We start from the raw sequence: 18,450 nt of genomic DNA, 5'->3' as shown, positions 1-18,450 counted from the left end.
CCAGCTCAGGGCAGGCCCAGCTGCCCGAGAACAACTCCGAGAGCGATGGTCCCTTAGGAGTCCACCAGCCCCACCTGCACCATCGGCTTCCCCCTCTTCCGCGACACGAAGATGCCCCGCCCCGCCGGCATCGCCCGCGGCCGTACGCCGCCCAGCAGTTCGCCCTCGGCGGGGTCGCCCGCGAGGACCACGCCCTGGGCGCCGAGTTCCTTGATGCGCTGCATGAAGGTCTCATAGCCGGCGCGTCCGGCGCCCGCCGTGGAGCGGGCGATGATGAAGCGGACGCCGACGTCGCGGGCGAAGGGGAGGAGTTCCGTCAGGCCCGCCAGCGGGTTGCCGCTGGACGTGGACACCAGGTCGTAGTCGTCGATGACGACGTACACCGTGGGGCCCCGCCACCAGCTGCGGTTGCGCAGCTGCTCCGGGGTCACGTCGGCCGTCGGGGTGCGGCGCTGCATCAGGTCGGCCAGCGCGTCCATGTGGTGCTGCATCTGGTTCGACATGGGGATGTACTCGGCCAGGTGCGAGTCCGGGGTCACCCCGAGCAGCGAGCGTCGGTTGTCGACGACGAACAGCTTGCAGCTGTGGCCGTCGTAGCGCTCGGTGAGGCGCTTGATCAGCAGCTTGAGCAGGTTCGACTTGCCGGACTCGCTCTCCCCGAACACCAGGAAGAACGGGTCCTGTTCGAAGTCCACGAACACCGGCTCGAGGTTGTCCTCGTCCAGGGCGAAGGAGATGCCCCGGTTCGGGAAGCGGTCGCCGGGCGGGAGCTGGGTCGCCGGGAACTCGCGGGGCAGCAGGCGTACCTCGGGCGCGCCGGGCTCCTGCCAGTGGCGGGTGACCTCGGCCGCGAGCGCCGTCGTCGCCTCAGCCAGGTCCGTGTCGGAGGAGAGGCCGTCGATGCGTGGCACCGCCGCCATGAAGTGCTGCTTCTGCGGTGTCTGACCGCGGCCCGGCACCCCGGTGGGCACGTTGGCCGCGATCTTGCGGTCGATCTCCGAGTCCATGGGGTCACCGAGCCGCAACTCGAGGCGGTTCATCAGGTGGTCCTTGAGGTTCGCCCGGACCTCCATCGACCGCGACGCGGTGATGATCACGTGGATGCCGTAGCCGAGACCGCGCTGGGCCATGTCCAGGACCAGCGGCTCCAGGGCCTCGTAGTCCGTGCGGAAGTTGCCCCAGCCGTCGATGACGAGGAAGACGTCACCCCAGGGCTGGTCGGTCACCGAGATGTCGCCGCGTGCGCGGCGGGAGCGGAACTCCGCGATGGAGGAGATGCCCGCGGAGCGGAAGTACTCCTCGCGCCGGGTCATGACGCCGTACACCTCGGCCGCCGTACGACGGACCTTCTCCGGGTCGAGGCGGGAGGCCACGCCGCCCACGTGGGGCAGGCCGGCCACCGCGGCCATACCGCCACCACCGAAGTCCAGGCCGTAGAACTGCACTTCGTAGGGGGTGTGGGTGAGGGCGAACGACGCGATGATCGAGCGCAGCAGCGTCGACTTGCCGGACTGCGGGCCGCCGACGATCTGCATGTGACCGGCCGCGCCGCCGAAGTCGAGCCACAGCGGGTCGCGCCGCTGCTCGTAGGGCTTGTCGATGAGGCCGGCGGGCACCACCAGCCGGCCCGCGCCCTCGTAGCCGGGCTGGGTCATGCCGCGTCCGGGTACCGGGGCCAGGCCCGGCAGCAGCGCGTCGAGCGACGGCGGGCTGTCCAGCGGGGGCAGCCACACCTGGTGGGCGGCCGGACCCTGCGCCTCGAGGCGCCGCACGATCACGTCGAGCACGGTGTCGGCGAGCGCGTCGTCCTGCTGCTCGGCCGGCGTCTCCTTGCGCTGCTGCGGGATCGGCGCGTACTGCACCGGCACCTCGGCCGCGGTGAACAGGACGGGCCTGCGGTCGACGGGCAGCGGGCCGCCGAACGCCGCGGCCTGCTGCGAGCTCGTGCGGTACACGCCGGAGACGTACGCCGCCTTGAAGCGCAGCATTTCGTCGGTGCCGAACTTGAGGAAGCCGGAACCCGGGACGTTCGGCAGCTCGTAGGCGTCCGGGACGCCGATCGCGGCGCGGGACTCGGCCGCCGAGAACGTCCGCAGGCCGATGCGGTACGACAGGTACGTCTCCAGGCCGCGCAGGCGGCCCTCCTCCAGGCGCTGCGAGGCCAGCAGCAGGTGCACGCCCAGCGACCGGCCGATACGGCCGATCTGCACGAACATCTCGATGAAGTCCGGCTTGGCGGTCAGCAGCTCGCTGAACTCGTCGATCACCAGGACGAGCGAGGGGATGGGCTGCAGCGGGGCGCCTGCGGCGCGCGCCTTCTCGTAGTCGTGGATGTTGGCGTAGTTGCCCGCGTCGCGCAGCAGCTCCTGGCGGCGGTTGAGCTCACCGCGGATCGAGTCGCCCATGCGGTCGACGAGGGTGAGGTCGTCCGCGAGGTTGGTGATCACGGCCGCCACGTGCGGCAGCTGGGCCATGCCCGCGAAGGTGGCACCACCCTTGAAGTCGGCGAGGACGAAGTTCAGTGTCTCGGAGGAGTGGGTCACAGCAAGGCCGAGGACGAGCGTGCGCAGCAGCTCCGACTTGCCGGAGCCGGTGGCACCGACGCACAGGCCGTGCGGGCCCATGCCCTCCTGCGCGGCCTCCTTGAGGTCGAGCATCACGGGCCGGCCGTCCTCGCCGAGACCGATCGGCACCCGCAGCCGCTCCGACTGCGAACGCGGCCGCCAGGTCCGCTTCGGGTCGACCGAGGCCGCGTCGCCCAGGTTCAGCAGGTCGGTGAACTCCAGGTTCGCGAGCAGCGGTTCGTCGTCGTCCCCGCCCGACGCCATGCGCAGCGGCGCCAGTTGACGGGCGAGGGCCTCGGCGGCCTCGTACGACAGGACGTCCGGGGTCCCTTCGTAGACCATGCCGTGCGCCGACTCCAGGCGCAGCTCCTTGGGCCGGACGACGACCGACAGGTCGCCCCGGCCGACGGTGAGGTCGCCCGGCACGACCTCCAGGACCGTCACACCCTGCATGCCCTCGGGGCTGGCCAGCAAAGAGGTGGGGGGCAGGGAGACGCCGTCGAGCACCACCACCACGTGCGGCTGGTCCGGGACCGGGGAGCCACCGGGGTGGAAGCGCGGGCGGCCCTGGAGACGGGAGGCGAGCCGGTCCTCCAGCTCCACCGGGTCGGTGGTGATCAGGCGGATGCTGCCGGCGCCGTCGGCGTGACCCGGCGCCTGCACGTGCGGCAGCCACTTGGCCCACTCCCACTCGGGCGCCGACTGGCGTTCGGCGACGACGGCGATGACCAGGTCCTCGGGGGAGTGCAGCGAGGCGAGGGAGGCGGTGACGGCACGGGCCGCGCCGCGCACGGTGCCGGGCTCGCCGCTGATGGTCACGTGGTAGAAGGCGCGCAGCGACACCGCCATCGGCAGCTCGTCGAGGGTGCTGTGCGTGGCCAGGAAGCGCTGCATGGCGCCCGCGGTCAGCGGCTCCAGCTCGTCCACCGGCGCGGTCTGCGGCGGGATCAGGGGAGTGGCCAGGGCCTGCGGGCCGAGGCCCACCCGCACCTGCCCGAAGTCCTCGTCGCCGGTGCGCCGTTCCCACACCCGGCTGCCCTCGGCGACCAGCGCCCACAGTTGCTCCGGCGAAGGGTGCAGGTAGTACTGCGCGTCGCGCTGGACCTTGGCGGTGTCGAGTGCGGCGCGCCGGGTCTGGGAGAGGTAACGCAGGTAATCGCGGCGCAGGTCGGCCATCTGCCCCTGGTTGCCGCGGCGGTAGCGGACCAGCATCGAGATGCCCATGGCGATCGTCGAGGCCACCATCAGCAGGCCCATGATCTTCATGAAGGGCTGGGCCTGGGGGTTGAAGAAGAACACCACGGACCCGCCCATGCCGAGCATGGGCAGGAGCTGCATCCAAGCGCTCTCCTGCTGGCCGCGCGGAAGTTCCGGCGGAGCCTGCAGCAGGACCTCGTCCGTGGGCACTTCCTTCGGCAGCGCCCGCGGTGGGCGCTTGACGACGATGTGGCTCACTACGCACCAATTCCCTTGCCGGACCGAGATTTTTCGTCCGCCGCCCCGTGTCAGGCGAACGTCGATCGCGAAGCGCGATCCTACTGACAACCACGGACAACGGCTGGCGGTAGGGTGCCGGTGAGACGCGTGAGCAGTTGCGAATCGTTCCGGGAAAACCCGGGCAATCCGCAACGGTTCGAAGGAGGCGCCTCCCCGCAAACCCCGGATGAGACCGCTCGGTTCACCGGCGGAGCGTGTGGCGCCGCACAACCTACACAGGATTTTTACGGGCGGAAGGTGCACGGCGGCACCGCAGGCCGCCCCACCACCGACGAGGGGGAACAGCAGGTGAGCATGACGGCCTCCGCGCCGGCCGGCGCGCCCGGCGGACACGGCACCGGAGCCCCTTCCGGGGCGGGTACGGGATTCGGCTTCTGCCGGGTCACCATCGTGGCGCCCGACAGCCGTATCGACGTGGCGCTTCCCGACGACGTACCGGTCGCGGACCTGTACCCGGAGATTCTGCGGCTGTCCCAGCAGAGCCCCGCCGAGGGCGCTCCGGTCGGCTACCACCTCGTACGGCGCGACGGCACCGTCCTCGACGGCGCCCGGTCCTTCACGGCACAGCGCATCCTCGACGGCGAACTGCTCACCCTGCGCCCGTTCGCCGAGTCGCTGCCGCCCGCCGTGCTCGACGACGTCTCCGAAGCGGTGGCCTCCGCCGTCACCCGCGACCGGACCCTGTGGAGCGGCGACCTCACCCGCGCCGCCGGTCTCGTCGCGGGCGGCATCCTGCCCGCGTTGCTCGCCTTCGTGGCCTGGAGCTCCCAGATCCGCCACGACATGCACAGCCTGCAGGGCATCATCGCGGGCGTCACCGGCATCCTGCTGGTCACCATCGCCTGTGTACGCGCGCGTGTGTACGACGACCGGGGCTCCGCGGTCGCGCTGGGACTCGGTGCCCTGCCGAACATCGGCGTGGCCGGCTCCGGGCTGCTGCCGCTCGCCCACCACGAGGGCATCGGACGGCTCCAGTTCCTGCTCGCCTGCGCGGCGGTCCTCGTTGCCTCCCTGGTGCTCACCCTGGTGTCGCCCGGCGGCGACGGACCCTTCGTGGCGTTCCTCTTCGCCTCCGCCATCGGTCTGATCACCACCTTCATCGCGACCCTCACCGATCTGAAGCCCATCGAGACGGCCGCCATCGGCGCCCCGCTGTCCGTCGTCGCGCTGGCCTTCCTGCCGGGCCTGTCCATGCGCTTCGCCCGGCTGCCCATCGGCTTCGAACCGCCCAACCCCTCCCGCGGCGGCTACGACACCGGCGAGCCCGTCCCGCAGGAGCCCGTGGACGCCGACCGTGTGGCCGCACAGGCCCGGCGCGGCCACGAACTGCTCGTCGGGCTCGTCGGGGGCTGTGCCCTCGTCGCCGTCGGCGCGTCGATCGTCCTCGGCTTCTCCAGCAACGTCTGGGCCCAGCTCCTGGCGCTCGCGACCGGCGTGGCGATGCTGATGCGGGCGCATCTGTTCCGCTACACCGCGCAGGTGGGCGCCACTCTGGCGGCCGGCCTCGCCGCCATCGTCTTCCTCGGTCTCGGGCTCGCCCTGAACCCGCCGCGGGGCTATCTGATCGACGCCCTCCAGGGCGACACCGCGTCCCTCGACATCCGCAGCATCTGGCTCGCCGCGGCGGTCGGCGCGGCCACCGCCCTCGTCACCGCGATCGGTCTGATCACTCCGCGCCGCGGTGTCACCCCCTTCTGGGGCCGTTTCCTGGAGATCGCCGAGAGCTTCGTCCTGCTCACCCTGATCCCGCTGGCGCTGGCCGTGTTCGACGTGTACGCGCGTGCACGGGCGATGACCAGCTGAGGACCGAAGCGCGGGAAGCCACGGAGAAAGGGCGGCACACATGCGTGCCGCCCTTTTCATGTTCTGCCAACCGCCGCGCAGCTCACTGCGCCGCAAGCCCCCCATTGCGCTCATTGGGCTCCAGATCGAACTCCCCGTCCCGCGCCCCCAGCACGAACGCCCGCCACTCCGCCTCGGTGTAGCGGAGCACGGTGGCGTGGTCGAGGGAGGAGCGCATCGCGACCGCGCCGCCGGGCAGGTAGGCGATCTCGACCCGCTCCTCGTGCTCCTCCGTGCCCGGCGCGCAGTGCCACTCCACGCCGGAGATGTCGAGGGCGTACAGCTCGTCCCGCTCCCGCTCCTTGCGCGCCTTGACGTCCTCCTGCGATTCCGGCGCCGGTGCTCCGGCGCTCGTGCCCTGTGTCTCGGCCATGGTGAAGCGGCCCCCTTCGGCATACGGACTGCGTTGCGTCGTCACCCTACTGGGAGGGCACGCGCGCGTACGGTGAAACGGCCTGGTCACCGCCTGTAGGAGGGAGTCCGGCCGGACACGCGGGGCGGACCGGCGACCGGTTGTGCCCAGGGAGCGGAGGTTTCGTCACGGGCAGGCAACGGGGCGCCCATGCAATGCCATGCTCACGTAAATTCCGGGCCATGAGCATGCCCGGCACTGCCCCTTGGTCCCTCCCGTCGACCGACGTCCTCGCCCTGGGGCGCGGCCGGGGCGGCGGCTACCACAGCAGCTATCACGGCGGCTACCACAGCGGCTTCCACAGCAGCTACCACCACTACGGGAGCCATGGTTCAGGCGGCGGTGGCGACGTGTGGATGTGGATCCTCGTCCTGGTCGTCCTGATCGTGGTCCTCCTGGTCTGGAACGCCAAGCGGAACCAGTGACACGGACGGCCGAACCGTCCTGGTACCCTGTGTGACGGCCGTTTGTGTACGCACCCCCGGAGCCCTCTGAACAGGCTCTGGAGGCCGCGCCCAGCGGATCCCGCCTCCCGAGTAACGGAAGCTCCCCCGAGAAGCAGACCGGGGGCACTCGGTGGCACTCACAGACTATGAGGAGTACGCGTGTCGCTCGACGCCGCTACGAAGAAGCAGATCATCGCCGAGTTCGGTACCAAGGAGGGTGACACCGGCTCCCCCGAGGTCCAGGTCGCTCTGCTCTCCCGTCGGATCTCCGACCTGACGGAGCACCTCAAGACCCACAAGCACGACCACCACTCCCGCCGTGGCCTGCTGATCCTCGTCGGTCAGCGCCGCCGCCTTCTCCAGTACCTGGCGAAGAAGGACATCCAGCGCTTCCGTACGCTGGTCGACCGCCTCGGCATCCGCCGTGGTGCGGCGGGCGCCAAGTAGGACGCCGTGAAGGGAGCGGTTCCCGGTATCAGATCCGGGGGCCGCTCCCTTCGTCGTACATGCGGAAACGTGCGGAGTGTCACTCACGCTTTGTAGTGTGGTAGCACAACGCAATACGTACGACACAGAACGAGGAGAAGCGCACCTCGCCGCCGCCGGTCCTCGGTAGTGGCCCCCGGGGGGAAGCGAGCCCCGGGTGCTTCGATCGAAGACCGGCCCGCACCAGACGGCGCGCTTCTCCACCACCGTCCCCCTGCCACACGGGCAGCCAAGGGACGAAAGACGATATGTAACGGAGAAAACGCTAGTGGAGAACGAGACCCACTACGCCGAGGCCGTCATCGACAATGGCGCCTTCGGTACCCGTACCATCCGCTTCGAGACGGGCCGTCTGGCCAAGCAGGCCGCCGGTTCCGCCGTGGCGTACCTGGACGACGACACCATGGTGCTGTCGGCCACCACCGCCTCCAAGAATCCCAAGGACCAGCTCGACTTCTTCCCGCTGACGGTCGACGTCGAGGAGCGCATGTACGCGGCCGGGAAGATCCCCGGTTCCTTCTTCCGCCGTGAGGGCCGCCCCTCCGAGGACGCGATCCTCACCTGCCGCCTCATCGACCGCCCGCTGCGCCCGTCCTTCAAGAAGGGCCTGCGCAACGAGATCCAGGTCGTCTGCACGGTCATGGCGCTCAACCCCGACCACCTGTACGACGTCGTGGCGATCAACGCCGCGTCCGCGTCCACGCAGCTGGCCGGTCTGCCCTTCTCCGGCCCGATCGGCGGCGTCCGCGTCGCGCTGATCCGCGGCCAGTGGGTCGCCTTCCCGACGCACACCGAGCTCGAGGACGCCGTCTTCGACATGGTGGTCGCCGGCCGCGTCCTGGAGGACGGCGACGTCGCGATCATGATGGTCGAGGCCGAGGCCACCGAGAAGACCATCAAGCTGGTCGAGGGCGGCGCCGAGGCGCCGACCGAGGAGGTCGTCGCCGCCGGTCTGGAGGCAGCGAAGCCCTTCATCAAGGTCCTGTGCCGCGCCCAGGCCGACCTCGCCGCCAAGGCCGCCAAGCCGGTCGGCGAGTTCCCGATCTTCCTGGACTACCAGGACGACGTCCTGGAGGCCCTGACCGCCGCGGTCAAGCCCGAGCTCGCCCAGGCGCTCACCATCGCCGGCAAGCAGGAGCGCGAGGCCGAGCTGGACCGCGTCAAGGGTCTCGCCGCCGAGAAGCTCCTGCCGGAGTTCGAGGGCCGCGAGAAGGAGATCTCCGCCGCGTACCGCTCGCTGACCAAGACCCTGGTCCGGGAGCGCGTCATCAAGGAGAAGAAGCGCATCGACGGCCGTGGCGTGACGGACATCCGTACGCTGGCCGCCGAGGTCGAGGCCATCCCGCGGGTGCACGGTTCCGCGCTGTTCGAGCGTGGCGAGACCCAGATCCTGGGCGTCACCACCCTCAACATGCTCCGCATGGAGCAGCAGCTGGACACCCTCTCCCCGGTGACCCGCAAGCGCTACATGCACAACTACAACTTCCCGCCGTACTCCACCGGTGAGACCGGCCGCGTCGGCTCCCCGAAGCGCCGCGAGATCGGCCACGGCGCCCTCGCCGAGCGCGCGCTCGTGCCGGTGCTGCCCACGCGCGAGGAGTTCCCGTACGCGATCCGCCAGGTGTCCGAGGCCCTCGGCTCCAACGGCTCGACGTCCATGGGCTCGGTCTGCGCCTCCACCATGTCGCTGCTGAACGCCGGTGTGCCGCTGAAGGCCCCGGTCGCCGGTATCGCCATGGGCCTGATCTCCCAGGAGATCGAGGGCGAGACGCACTACGTCACCCTCACCGACATCCTCGGTGCGGAGGACGCCTTCGGCGACATGGACTTCAAGGTCGCCGGCACCAAGGAGTTCGTGACCGCCCTCCAGCTCGACACCAAGCTGGACGGCATCCCCGCCTCCGTCCTGGCCGCGGCCCTCAAGCAGGCCCGCGACGCGCGTCTGCACATCCTCGACGTGATGATGGAGGCCATCGACCGGCCCGACGAGATGTCCCCGCACGCCCCGCGGATCATCACCGTCAAGATCCCGGTCGACAAGATCGGCGAGGTCATCGGCCCCAAGGGCAAGATGATCAACCAGATCCAGGAGGACACGGGCGCCGAGATCACCATCGAGGACGACGGCACGATCTACATCGGTGCCGCCGACGGTCCCTCGGCGGAGGCCGCCCGCGCCACGATCAACGGCATCGCCAACCCGACGATGCCCGAGGTCGGCGAGCGCTACCTCGGTACGGTCGTGAAGACGACCACCTTCGGTGCGTTCGTCTCCCTGCTGCCCGGCAAGGACGGTCTGCTGCACATCTCGCAGATCCGCAAGCTGGCCGGCGGCAAGCGCGTGGAGAACGTCGAGGACGTCCTCGGCGTGGGCCAGAAGGTCCAGGTCGAGATCGCCGAGATCGACTCCCGCGGCAAGCTCTCCCTCGTTCCGGTGATCGAGGGCGAGGAAGGCTCCGACGAGGCGAAGGACGACGCCGAGCAGTGACGTCCCGTAGCTCCAAGGTGACGGCCCGCCCCTCTTCGGAGGCGCGGGCCGTCGCCCGTACCCAAACCCTGATCAAGGGCCAGAACGGCATCGGCACGGTCCGCAAGACCACCCTCCCGGGCGGCCTGCGCATCGTCACCGAGACCCTGCCCTCGGTCCGCTCCGCGACCTTCGGCATCTGGGCGCACGTCGGCTCCCGCGACGAGACGGCGGCCCTGAACGGCGCCACGCACTACCTGGAGCACCTGCTCTTCAAGGGCACGAACCGCAGGTCGGCGCTGGACATCTCCTCCGCCCTCGACGCCGTCGGCGGCGAGATGAACGCGTTCACGGCCAAGGAGTACACGTGCTACTACGCGCGCGTGCTCGACACCGACCTGCCGCTCGCCATCGACGTGGTCTGCGACATGCTGACCGGCTCGCTGATCCTCGAGGAGGACGTCGACGTCGAGCGCGGCGCGATCCTCGAAGAGATCGCCATGACCGAGGACGACCCCGGCGACTGTGTGCACGACCTGTTCGCGCACACCATGTTCGGCAACAACGCCCTCGGCCGCCCCGTCCTCGGCACGGTGGACACGGTCAACGCCCTCACCGCCGACCGCATCCGCCGTTTCTACCGGAAGCACTACGACCCCACCCACCTGGTGGTCGCCTGCGCCGGCAACATCGACCACAACAAGGTCGTACGACAGGTCCGCGCGGCCTTCGAGAAGACGGGCGCCCTGCGGAGCCCGGACGCGCAGCCCATCGGCCCGCGCGACGGCAGCCGTACGATCCGCACCTCCGGCAAGGTCGAACTGCTCGGCCGCAAGACGGAGCAGGCGCACGTCGTCCTCGGCATGCCCGGCCTCGCCCGTACCGACGACCGGCGCTGGGCCATGGGCGTGCTCAACACCGCGCTCGGCGGCGGCATGTCCTCCCGCCTCTTCCAGGAGGTCCGGGAGAAGCGTGGCCTCGCCTACAGCGTGTACTCGTACACCTCCGGCTTCGCCGACTGCGGCCTGTTCGGGGTGTACGCCGGCTGCCGGCCGAGCCAGGTGCACGACGTGCTGAAGCTCTGCCGCGACGAACTCGACCACGTCGCAGCCAACGGCCTCACCGACGACGAGATCGCCCGCGCCATCGGCCAGCTCCAGGGCTCCACCGTCCTCGGCCTGGAGGACACCGGCGCGCTGATGAACCGCATCGGCAAGAGCGAGCTGTGCTGGGGCGAGCAGATGTCCGTCGACGACATGCTGGACCGGATAGCGGCGGTCACCCCGGACGAGGTCCGCTCGGTCGCCCGCGACATCCTGGGACAGCGCCCGTCGCTGTCGGTCATCGGCCCGCTGAAGGACAAGCAGGCCGCGCGGCTGCACGACGCCGTCGCCTGAACACCTCCCGGTCACTCCCCAAGGAAGCACCGGTCACTCCCTAAGGAAGCAAGAGATGAGCAAGCTGCGCGTGGCGGTCCTCGGGGCCAGGGGCCGGATCGGCTCCGAGGCGGTCAAGGCGGTCGAGGCCGCCGAGGACATGGAGCTGGTCGCCGCCCTCGGCCGGGGCGACAAGCTCCAGACCCTGGCCGAGACCGGGGCCCAGGTCGCCGTCGAGCTGACCACCCCGGACTCCGTCATGGACAACCTCGACTTCTGCGTGCGCCACGGCATCCACGCGGTCGTCGGTACGACGGGCTGGACCGAGGAGCGCCTCGCGCAGCTGACGGGCTGGCTGGCCGACTCCCCGCAGACCGGTGTGCTCATCGCGCCGAACTTCTCCATCGGGGCCGTCCTGACGATGAAGTTCGCGCAGATCGCCGCGCCGTACTTCGAGTCGGTCGAGGTCGTCGAGCTGCACCACCCGAAGAAGGTGGACGCGCCGAGCGGTACGGCCACGCGCACCGCCCAGCTCATCGCCGAGGCCCGCCGGGCGGCGGGCACGGCCCCGGCGCCGGACGCCACGGTCACGGCCCTGGACGGCGCCCGGGGCGCCAGCGTCGACGGGATCCCGGTCCACGCCGTCCGCCTGCGCGGCCTGCTGGCCCACCAGGAGGTGCTGCTCGGCGGCGAGGGCGAGACGCTGACCATCCGCCACGACTCCCTGCACCACAGCAGCTTCATGCCGGGCATCCTGCTCGGCGCGCGCCGCGTGGTGACCGCTCCCGGCCTCACGTTCGGCCTGGAGCACTTCCTGGACCTGAGCTGAGACAGACCCTCCGATGCGAGCGAAGATCACCTACCTCGTCACGGCCGCCGTCCTGGTCTTCTACTTCGTCCTGGTCGGCAGCCGCGGCGTCATGCTCATCGAGTCCGGCACGGTCGTGACCGTGACCTTCGGGGTCGCGGTGCTGATCCTGCCGGTCATCGGCCTGTGGTTCCTGTGGAAGAACACCCAGTTCGTCCGCAGGGCCAACGCCCTCGCCGCCGAACTCGACGCCGAGGGCGGCCTGCCCGTGGACGAGCTGAAGCGGCTGCCCAGCGGCCGGATCGACCGCGACTCGGCCGACGAGGTCTTCGCCAAGCGCAAGGCCGAGACCGAGGCGACCCCCGACGACTGGCGCTGCTGGTTCCGCCTCGCCGTCGCCTACCACGACGCCCGCGACACCCCGCGCGCCCGCAAGGCGATGCAACGGGCCATCGCCCTGCACGACGGCAGGCCGGTCCAGGTCTGAGGCCCTGTCGCCGAACTCCGGCCGTCCGCCCGGGGCGGGCCCTGCGCCCGCCGCGACGGGGGCGCCGCGCGAGCCCTGTTCGAGCCCGGGGGACACCACTGCCCGGGAGACACTGCCCGGGGGACACTGATGTACGCAGCAGGCGCATGCTCTGGGGGTGCGGGGCGGACGGGAGTACGACACAGGGCCTGGCCCCGCCCTCACCGCCCCGGAATGCTGCCCCCGCCGTCCACCCCGAGCTGCTGTCCGGTGATGAACCCGGCGTCCTCGCTCAGCAGGAACGCGATGGCCGCGGCGACCTCCTCCGGGCGGCCGAGGCGTCCCGCGGGCACCGAGCGCAGCACCCTGGCCTCCTCCGCGCCGCCCACGGGGTGCGAGGCTCGGAAGAGCTCGGTCTCCACCGGGCCGGGAGCCACCGCGTTGACCGTCACCCCGTCCGCGGCCAGCTCCAGCGCCCAGGTCCGGGTCAGGCCCGCCAGCGCGCTCTTGGCCGCCGCGTAGCTGCTGCGCCGGCGCGCGCCATGCACCGAGCGGCTCGTCACATTGACGATCCGGCCCCAGCCGCGCTCCCGCATCCCGCCGACGCAGGCCTGGGTGACCTGTACGGCCGCGCGCACGTTCAGGTCGTACACCGCCTGCAGTGTGTCGAGCCTTATCTCCCCCAGCGGTTCCGGCACGGCGATGCCGACGTTGTTGACGACCGCGTCCACACGCTCGTCACGCGTCACGGCCTCCAGCAACTGCCGGGTGGCCTCCGCATCGGCGAGGTCGCAGGCGTGCAGTACTCCAGGGAAATCACTGGCCGGGGCGCTGCGGGCGACTCCCAGCACCCGGTGCCCCCGGGCGGCGAGCCGGTGTGCGGTGGCGAGGCCGATCCCCTTCGACGCTCCGGTGATCAGCACGGTACGTCCGGACAACAGCGGTCTCCCTTCCGGTGCGGAGGACATCCCACAGCCGATCCTTGCACCGGCCCGCACCTGCCATGCCGTGGACCCGCCATGCCGTGGGCCCGGCACGCCGTGGGCCCGGCACGCCGTAGGGGCCGCCCCGCAGCAAGCGAGGCGGCATCCTCGGGCTACCCGGGGGTCAGTGGTGGCGGTTCTCCGCCGCCCACGCCTCCACCGTGTCCGCGGCCCGGTCGAACGCCGCCGGGCGCCCCAGGAAGTCCAGCGTGTGCGTGGTCAGCAGTGCAGGGGTGTCCGCGGCCGGCCGGTCCTCGCGTACGAGCACCAGCGCCTGCCCCTGCACGGTGCGCGGCAGCCCCAGCCAGCGCACCGGCTGCTGCACCGTCCGCACCGACACCACCCGCGCCCACGGCACCGTACGCGTCACCAGGAAGCCGACGTGGCGCAGCCCGCGGCCGCTCACCCACACGCCCATGCGCAGCAGCCGCAGCGCCCCGGCGATGACCACGAGCCCCGAGACCAGCACGGCCACGGCGGAGGAGGCCGAGCCGGTCAGGGCGATGAGCACCGCGGAGAACAGCACGAAGGAGGCGAGCAGCAGCACCAGCGCCGCCGCACCCACACGCCAGGGACCGGGACGGTAGGGACGCCGCCAGCGCTCCCGGTCGTCGTGGGGCAGCGCGCTCTCGGAAGCGGCCTCGAAGGTGCGGTCGGCCGTCAGGAAGGACAGGGGCACGGCTGGTCCTCACTCCATGCGTGCGTGGGCTGTGCCCGGTGAGGCTATCCGCCGCTGTTGCCGCCCACCACCCTGGGCGGCCGGAAGGGCTCAGTGCCCCTGCGAGGCCTGGGACTGCTGCGCCGGCGTACTGGACGGTGTGGACATCGCCGGCATGCCGAGTATCAGGGCTCCCACCAGCCCCGCGACAAGGGTGAGTCCGAGCAGCCAGCGCCCGGCTATCTCCCCGAAGGACGCCCGCGGCCGGGGCGGGGGAGTGACATTGCTGCGGAACCTGTCCGCCTCGGCCAGGAAGGCGAAGGGCACGGGTTCACGCCGACGGAACATCGCCGTACGTCTCCTTTCATGATCAACGTTTTAGGCTCGAACGAGTGGGCCTCACCGATACAGACGCTCGAGTGACACAAAAGGTGCCCATGTCGGAAAAAAACCGTGGTGGGATTTCTGAGGCCGGGTACTGCCGTGGCCCGGGCGGGTGCCCCGTAAGGTGGGCGCGAACCACAGCTGTGATGGGAAGGACCCCTAACCCCGTGACCACCCCCGAGTCGCTCACGTTCCGCAGTGACGTCACCGTCGAGCTGGTGAAGTCCAGTGCTTCGGACGCCGACGTCCTCTTCGCCGCGCGGGTCTCCACCGCCGGCGAGCAGTCCCTGGACGAGCTGAAGAAGGACCCCGAGCGCTCCAAGGGACTGATCAACTACCTGATGCGCGACCGGCACGGCAGCCCGTTCGAGCACAACTCGATGACGTTCTTCATCAGCGCCCCGATCTTCGTGTTCCGCGAGTTCATGCGGCACCGCGTCGGCTGGTCGTACAACGAGGAGTCCGGCCGCTACCGGGAGCTCCAGCCGGTCTTCTACGTCCCCGGCGCCGACCGCAGGCTGGTGCAGGAGGGCCGCCCCGGCAAGTACGTCTTCGTCGAGGGCACCCCGGCCCAGCACGAGGCGGTCAGCAGCACCCTGCGGGAGTCGTACGAGCAGGCGTACGCGGCCTACCAGAAGATGCTCGCCGAGGGCGTCGCCCGTGAGGTCGCCCGCGCGGCCCTCCCCGTCGGCCTCTACTCCTCGATGTACGCCACCTGCAACGCCCGCTCCCTGATGCACTTCCTCGGCCTGCGCACCCAGCACGAGCTGGCCAAGGTGCCGTCCTTCCCGCAGCGGGAGATCGAAATGGTCGGCGAGAAGATGGAGGCGGAGTGGGCGAAGCTCATGCCGCTGACGTACGCCGCCTTCAACGCGAACGGCCGCGTGGCCCCGTAAGACCTTTAAGACCCGTAAGAAAGGCCTACGAAGCCCTGTTCCCCCACCAGGAACGGATGTACGGGTCAGCCTCGCGAAGTGTCCGTATTGCGGCATTTGGAGAAGTTCATCTAGCCTGATCAAACGGACCCGGCACTGCTTGAACCCCCGAGCAGGCAGTGCCGGGATCCGCATTTGTCCTGACTTTCCCGACCCCCCGAGGGCAGACCGCACAGGGAGCACCGAGTAGCGTGTTACCCATGGCTCCGACCTCGACTCCGCAGACCCCCTTCGGGCGGGTCCTCACCGCCATGGTCACGCCCTTCACGGCGGACGGCGCACTCGACCTCGACGGCGCGCAGCGGCTCGCCGCCCACCTGGTGGACGCAGGCAACGACGGCCTGATCATCAACGGCACCACCGGCGAGTCCCCCACCACCAGTGACGCGGAGAAATCGGAGCTCGTACGAGCCGTACTGGAGGCCGTCGGCGACCGTGCCCACGTCGTCGCCGGCGTCGGCACCAACGACACCCACCACAGCGTCGAGCTGGCCCGCCAGGCCGAGCGCGACGGCGCACACGGCCTGCTGGTCGTCACGCCGTACTACAACAAGCCCCCGCAGGAGGGCCTGTACCGGCACTTCACGGCCGTCGCCGACGCCGCCGAACTGCCGGTCATGCTGTACGACATCCCCGGCCGCAGCGGCGTCCCGATCAACAACGAGACCCTCGTCCGGCTCGCCGAGCACCCCCGGATCGTCGCCAACAAGGACGCCAAGGGCGACCTCGGCCGCGCCAGCTGGGCCATCGCCCAGTCCGGCCTCGCCTGGTACTCCGGCGACGACATGCTGAACCTCCCGCTGCTCTCCGTGGGCGCGGTCGGCTTCGTGTCGGTCGTCGGCCATGTCGTCACCCCCGACCTGCGCGCCCTCGTCGACGCGTACGTCTCCGGGGACGTCGTCAAGGCCACCGAGATCCACCAGAAGCTGCTCCCGGTCTACACCGGCATGTTCCGCACCCAGGGCGTCATGACCACCAAGGCCGCGCTCGCCCTCCAGGGACTGCCCGCGGGCCCGCTGCGCTCGCCCATGGTCGAGTGCTCGCCCGAGGAGATCGCCCAGCTCAAGATCGATCTTGCCGCCGGCGGGGTACAGCTCTGACAACAGACTTGGCACCACAGGGACTTCACAACTGAAGAACCAACGGGCTTCACAACTGAAGAACAACAGAAGAAGCGGGCCACCGGTGCCCGCACCCCACAACGACAACTGCTTCTGCACGAACGTCTCACGCGCCACGTGCCCGACCGGTACGTGGCGCGTGTGGTGAGGAGAGTCTTTTGAGTCATCCGCATCCCGAACTCGGCCCGCCCCCGCCCCTCCCCGAGGGGGGCCTGCGGGTCACCCCGCTCGGCGGTCTCGGCGAGATCGGCCGCAACATGACGGTCTTCGAGTACGGCGGCCGCCTGCTGATCGTCGACTGCGGAGTGCTCTTCCCCGAGGAGGAGCAGCCCGGAATCGACCTGATCCTGCCGGACTTCTCGTCCATCCGGGACCGCCTCGACGACATCGAGGGCATCGTCCTCACGCACGGCCACGAGGACCACATCGGCGGTGTCCCCTTCCTGCTCCGCGAGAAGCCGGACATCCCGCTGATCGGCTCCAAGCTGACCCTCGCCCTGATCGAGGCCAAGCTCCAGGAGCACCGGATCCGCCCGTACACCCTCGAAGTGGCCGAGGGGCAGCGCGAGCGCATCGGCCCCTTCGACTGCGAGTTCATCGCCGTCAACCACTCCATCCCGGATGCGCTGGCCGTCGCCATCCGCACCCCCGCCGGCATGGTGGTGCACACCGGCGACTTCAAGATGGACCAGCTCCCGCTGGACAACCGCCTCACCGACCTGCACGCCTTCGCCCGGCTGAGCGAGGAGGGCATCGACCTCCTGCTCACCGACTCCACGAACGCCGAGGTCCCGGGCTTCACCCCGCACGAGCGCGACATCTCCAACGTGCTGCGGCAGGTCTTCGCCGGCGCCCGCAAGCGGATCATCGTCGCGAGCTTCGCCAGCCACGTCCACCGCATCCAGCAGATCCTGGACGCGGCCCACGAGTACGGCCGCCGGGTCGCCTTCGTCGGCCGCTCCATGGTCCGCAACATGGGGATCGCCCGCGACCTGGGCTATCTGAAGGTGCCGCCGGGTCTGGTCGTGGACGTCAAGACGCTCGACGACCTCCCCGACCACGAGGTGGTCCTGGTCTGCACGGGATCCCAGGGCGAGCCGATGGCGGCGCTGTCGAGGATGGCCAACAGGGACCACCAGATCCGGATCGTCGAGGGCGACACGGTGATCCTGGCGTCCTCCCTCATCCCCGGCAACGAGAACGCGGTCTACCGTGTGATCAACGGCCTGACCCGCTGGGGCGCCAACGTCGTCCACAAGGGCAACGCCAAGGTGCACGTTTCCGGCCACGCGTCCGCGGGCGAGCTGCTGTACTTCTACAACATCTGCCGTCCCAAGAACCTCATGCCGGTGCACGGCGAGTGGCGCCACCTGCGCGCCAACGCCGAACTCGGAGCGCTCACCGGTGTCCCGCACGACCGGATCGTCATCGCCGAGGACGGCGTGGTCGTCGACCTGGTCGAGGGCAAGGCCAAGATCTCCGGCAAGGTCCAGGCGGGTTACGTCTACGTCGACGGCCTCTCCGTCGGCGATGTCGGTGAGCCGGCCCTGAAGGACCGCAAGATCCTCGGCGATGAGGGCATCATCTCGGTCTTCGTGGTCGTGGACTCGTCCACCGGCAAGATCACCGGCGGCCCGCACGTCCAGGCGCGCGGCTCCGGCATCGAGGACTCGGCCTTCTCCGATGTCATCCCGAAGATCACGGAAGCGCTGGAGCGGTCCGCCCAGGACGGCGTCGTGGAGCCCCACCAGCTCCAGCAGCTCGTCCGGCGCACCCTCGGCAAGTGGGTCTCGGACACCTATCGCCGCAGGCCGATGATCCTCCCTGTGGTCGTGGAGGTCTGACGGCTCGTCGGAGCATCACCCGAGCGGGGCGCCTCGATTTGCATCGGGGCGCCCCGCTCCAGTACGTTTACGGCTCCGCCCCACCGGGAACCCCAGCACTTCACGTGCTGGACACGGATGCCCGGAGCGGGGTGGAAAACCGACTCAGAACTTCTGATAAA

At 70.2% G+C, this 18,450-nt stretch carries 15 protein-coding genes; 10 read left to right on the top strand and 5 right to left on the bottom strand.

Going from position 1 to position 18,450, the window contains the following annotated elements; all coding sequences use genetic code 11:
- Nucleotides 1–53: 53 nt before the first annotated feature.
- The gene (gene eccCa, locus ABB07_RS10425) at nt 54–4,019 is read right to left on the bottom strand and encodes a type VII secretion protein EccCa (RefSeq protein WP_208898460.1); all 3,966 of its coding nucleotides are present in this window, start codon (nt 4,017–4,019) and stop codon (nt 54–56) included.
- Between the two features lie 336 nt (nt 4,020–4,355).
- On the opposite strand from eccCa, the gene eccD reads away from it, so the two are divergent.
- Entirely contained in the window at nt 4,356–5,864 is a 1,509-nt protein-coding gene (eccD, locus tag ABB07_RS10420; RefSeq protein ID WP_208898459.1) for a type VII secretion integral membrane protein EccD, read from the top strand.
- An 82-nt stretch (nt 5,865–5,946) separates the two neighbouring features.
- On the opposite strand, the gene ABB07_RS10415 is transcribed toward eccD, so the two are convergent.
- Nucleotides 5,947–6,276, bottom strand: coding sequence for a DUF397 domain-containing protein (locus ABB07_RS10415; protein ID WP_208898458.1), 330 nt, complete (start codon nt 6,274–6,276; stop codon nt 5,947–5,949).
- A 221-nt stretch (nt 6,277–6,497) separates the two neighbouring features.
- Between ABB07_RS10415 and ABB07_RS10410 the strand changes: the two genes are divergently transcribed.
- From ABB07_RS10410 to ABB07_RS10385, 6 genes are all read left to right on the top strand, one after another.
- Entirely contained in the window at nt 6,498–6,740 is a 243-nt protein-coding gene (locus ABB07_RS10410; RefSeq protein ID WP_208898457.1) for a hypothetical protein, read from the top strand.
- A gap of 180 nt (nt 6,741–6,920) precedes the next feature.
- On the top strand, nt 6,921–7,208 hold the full coding sequence (gene rpsO, locus ABB07_RS10405) for a 30S ribosomal protein S15 (protein WP_030619140.1): 288 nt from the start codon (nt 6,921–6,923) through the stop codon (nt 7,206–7,208).
- 307 nt (nt 7,209–7,515) lie between these two features.
- Nucleotides 7,516–9,735: a polyribonucleotide nucleotidyltransferase gene (locus ABB07_RS10400; protein ID WP_055708656.1), complete on the top strand. Its 2,220-nt coding sequence runs from the start codon at nt 7,516–7,518 to the stop codon at nt 9,733–9,735.
- Entirely contained in the window at nt 9,732–11,111 is a 1,380-nt protein-coding gene (locus ABB07_RS10395) for a M16 family metallopeptidase (protein ID WP_208898456.1), read from the top strand. The genes ABB07_RS10400 and ABB07_RS10395 overlap by 4 nt, the downstream gene beginning before the upstream one ends.
- 55 nt (nt 11,112–11,166) lie before the next feature.
- Entirely contained in the window at nt 11,167–11,919 is a 753-nt protein-coding gene (gene dapB / locus ABB07_RS10390) for a 4-hydroxy-tetrahydrodipicolinate reductase (protein ID WP_208898455.1), read from the top strand.
- A gap of 13 nt (nt 11,920–11,932) precedes the next feature.
- A complete protein-coding gene (locus tag ABB07_RS10385) occupies nt 11,933–12,385 on the top strand; it encodes a tetratricopeptide repeat protein (protein ID WP_208898454.1) in 453 nt (150 codons plus the stop codon).
- Nucleotides 12,386–12,585: 200 nt separating this feature from the next.
- Here ABB07_RS10385 and ABB07_RS10380 read toward each other — a convergent pair whose 3' ends face one another.
- The 3 genes from ABB07_RS10380 to ABB07_RS10370 all read right to left on the bottom strand — a co-directional run bounded on the left by ABB07_RS10380 (nt 12,586) and on the right by ABB07_RS10370 (nt 14,353).
- Complete coding sequence (locus ABB07_RS10380) at nt 12,586–13,302, bottom strand: SDR family oxidoreductase (protein ID WP_341845880.1); 717 nt, start codon at nt 13,300–13,302, stop codon at nt 12,586–12,588.
- A 169-nt stretch (nt 13,303–13,471) separates the two neighbouring features.
- Nucleotides 13,472–14,026 (bottom strand): hypothetical protein, encoded by a 555-nt coding sequence (locus ABB07_RS10375; protein ID WP_208898452.1) that lies wholly within the window; start codon nt 14,024–14,026, stop codon nt 13,472–13,474.
- A 90-nt stretch (nt 14,027–14,116) separates the two neighbouring features.
- Nucleotides 14,117–14,353 carry a hypothetical protein gene (locus ABB07_RS10370; protein ID WP_208898451.1) on the bottom strand — a complete coding sequence of 79 codons (237 nt, stop codon included), beginning with the start codon at nt 14,351–14,353 and terminating at the stop codon, nt 14,117–14,119.
- 182 nt (nt 14,354–14,535) lie between these two features.
- Between ABB07_RS10370 and thyX the strand changes: the two genes are divergently transcribed.
- From thyX to ABB07_RS10355, 3 genes are all read left to right on the top strand, one after another.
- On the top strand, nt 14,536–15,285 hold the full coding sequence (gene thyX / locus ABB07_RS10365) for an FAD-dependent thymidylate synthase (RefSeq protein ID WP_208898450.1): 750 nt from the start codon (nt 14,536–14,538) through the stop codon (nt 15,283–15,285).
- A gap of 239 nt (nt 15,286–15,524) precedes the next feature.
- Nucleotides 15,525–16,424 carry a 4-hydroxy-tetrahydrodipicolinate synthase gene (gene dapA, locus ABB07_RS10360; RefSeq protein ID WP_208898449.1) on the top strand — a complete coding sequence of 300 codons (900 nt, stop codon included), beginning with the start codon at nt 15,525–15,527 and terminating at the stop codon, nt 16,422–16,424.
- Between the two features lie 179 nt (nt 16,425–16,603).
- The gene (locus ABB07_RS10355; protein ID WP_208898448.1) at nt 16,604–18,289 is read left to right on the top strand and encodes a ribonuclease J; all 1,686 of its coding nucleotides are present in this window, start codon (nt 16,604–16,606) and stop codon (nt 18,287–18,289) included.
- Nucleotides 18,290–18,450: the final 161 nt, after the last annotated feature.

The sequence above is a fragment of the Streptomyces incarnatus genome (genome assembly GCF_001027185.1).
In the GTDB taxonomy this organism is placed as follows: domain Bacteria; phylum Actinomycetota; class Actinomycetes; order Streptomycetales; family Streptomycetaceae; genus Streptomyces; species Streptomyces puniciscabiei.
This window is presented reverse-complemented; position numbering and strand designations above follow the sequence as displayed.

What these genes read in the sequence shown, in the direction of transcription:
- eccD (WP_208898459.1), top strand. Translation starts at nt 4,356, where the DNA reads ATGACGGCCTCCGCGCCGGCCGGCGCGCCCGGCGGACACGGCACCGGA.
- ABB07_RS10415 (WP_208898458.1), bottom strand. Translation starts at nt 6,276, where the DNA reads ATGGCCGAGACACAGGGCACGAGCGCCGGAGCACCGGCGCCGGAATCG.
- ABB07_RS10410 (WP_208898457.1), top strand. Translation starts at nt 6,498, where the DNA reads ATGAGCATGCCCGGCACTGCCCCTTGGTCCCTCCCGTCGACCGACGTC.
- dapB (WP_208898455.1), top strand. Translation starts at nt 11,167, where the DNA reads ATGAGCAAGCTGCGCGTGGCGGTCCTCGGGGCCAGGGGCCGGATCGGC.
- ABB07_RS10385 (WP_208898454.1), top strand. Translation starts at nt 11,933, where the DNA reads ATGCGAGCGAAGATCACCTACCTCGTCACGGCCGCCGTCCTGGTCTTC.
- ABB07_RS10370 (WP_208898451.1), bottom strand. Translation starts at nt 14,353, where the DNA reads ATGTTCCGTCGGCGTGAACCCGTGCCCTTCGCCTTCCTGGCCGAGGCG.
- thyX (WP_208898450.1), top strand. Translation starts at nt 14,536, where the DNA reads ATGGGAAGGACCCCTAACCCCGTGACCACCCCCGAGTCGCTCACGTTC.
- dapA (WP_208898449.1), top strand. Translation starts at nt 15,525, where the DNA reads ATGGCTCCGACCTCGACTCCGCAGACCCCCTTCGGGCGGGTCCTCACC.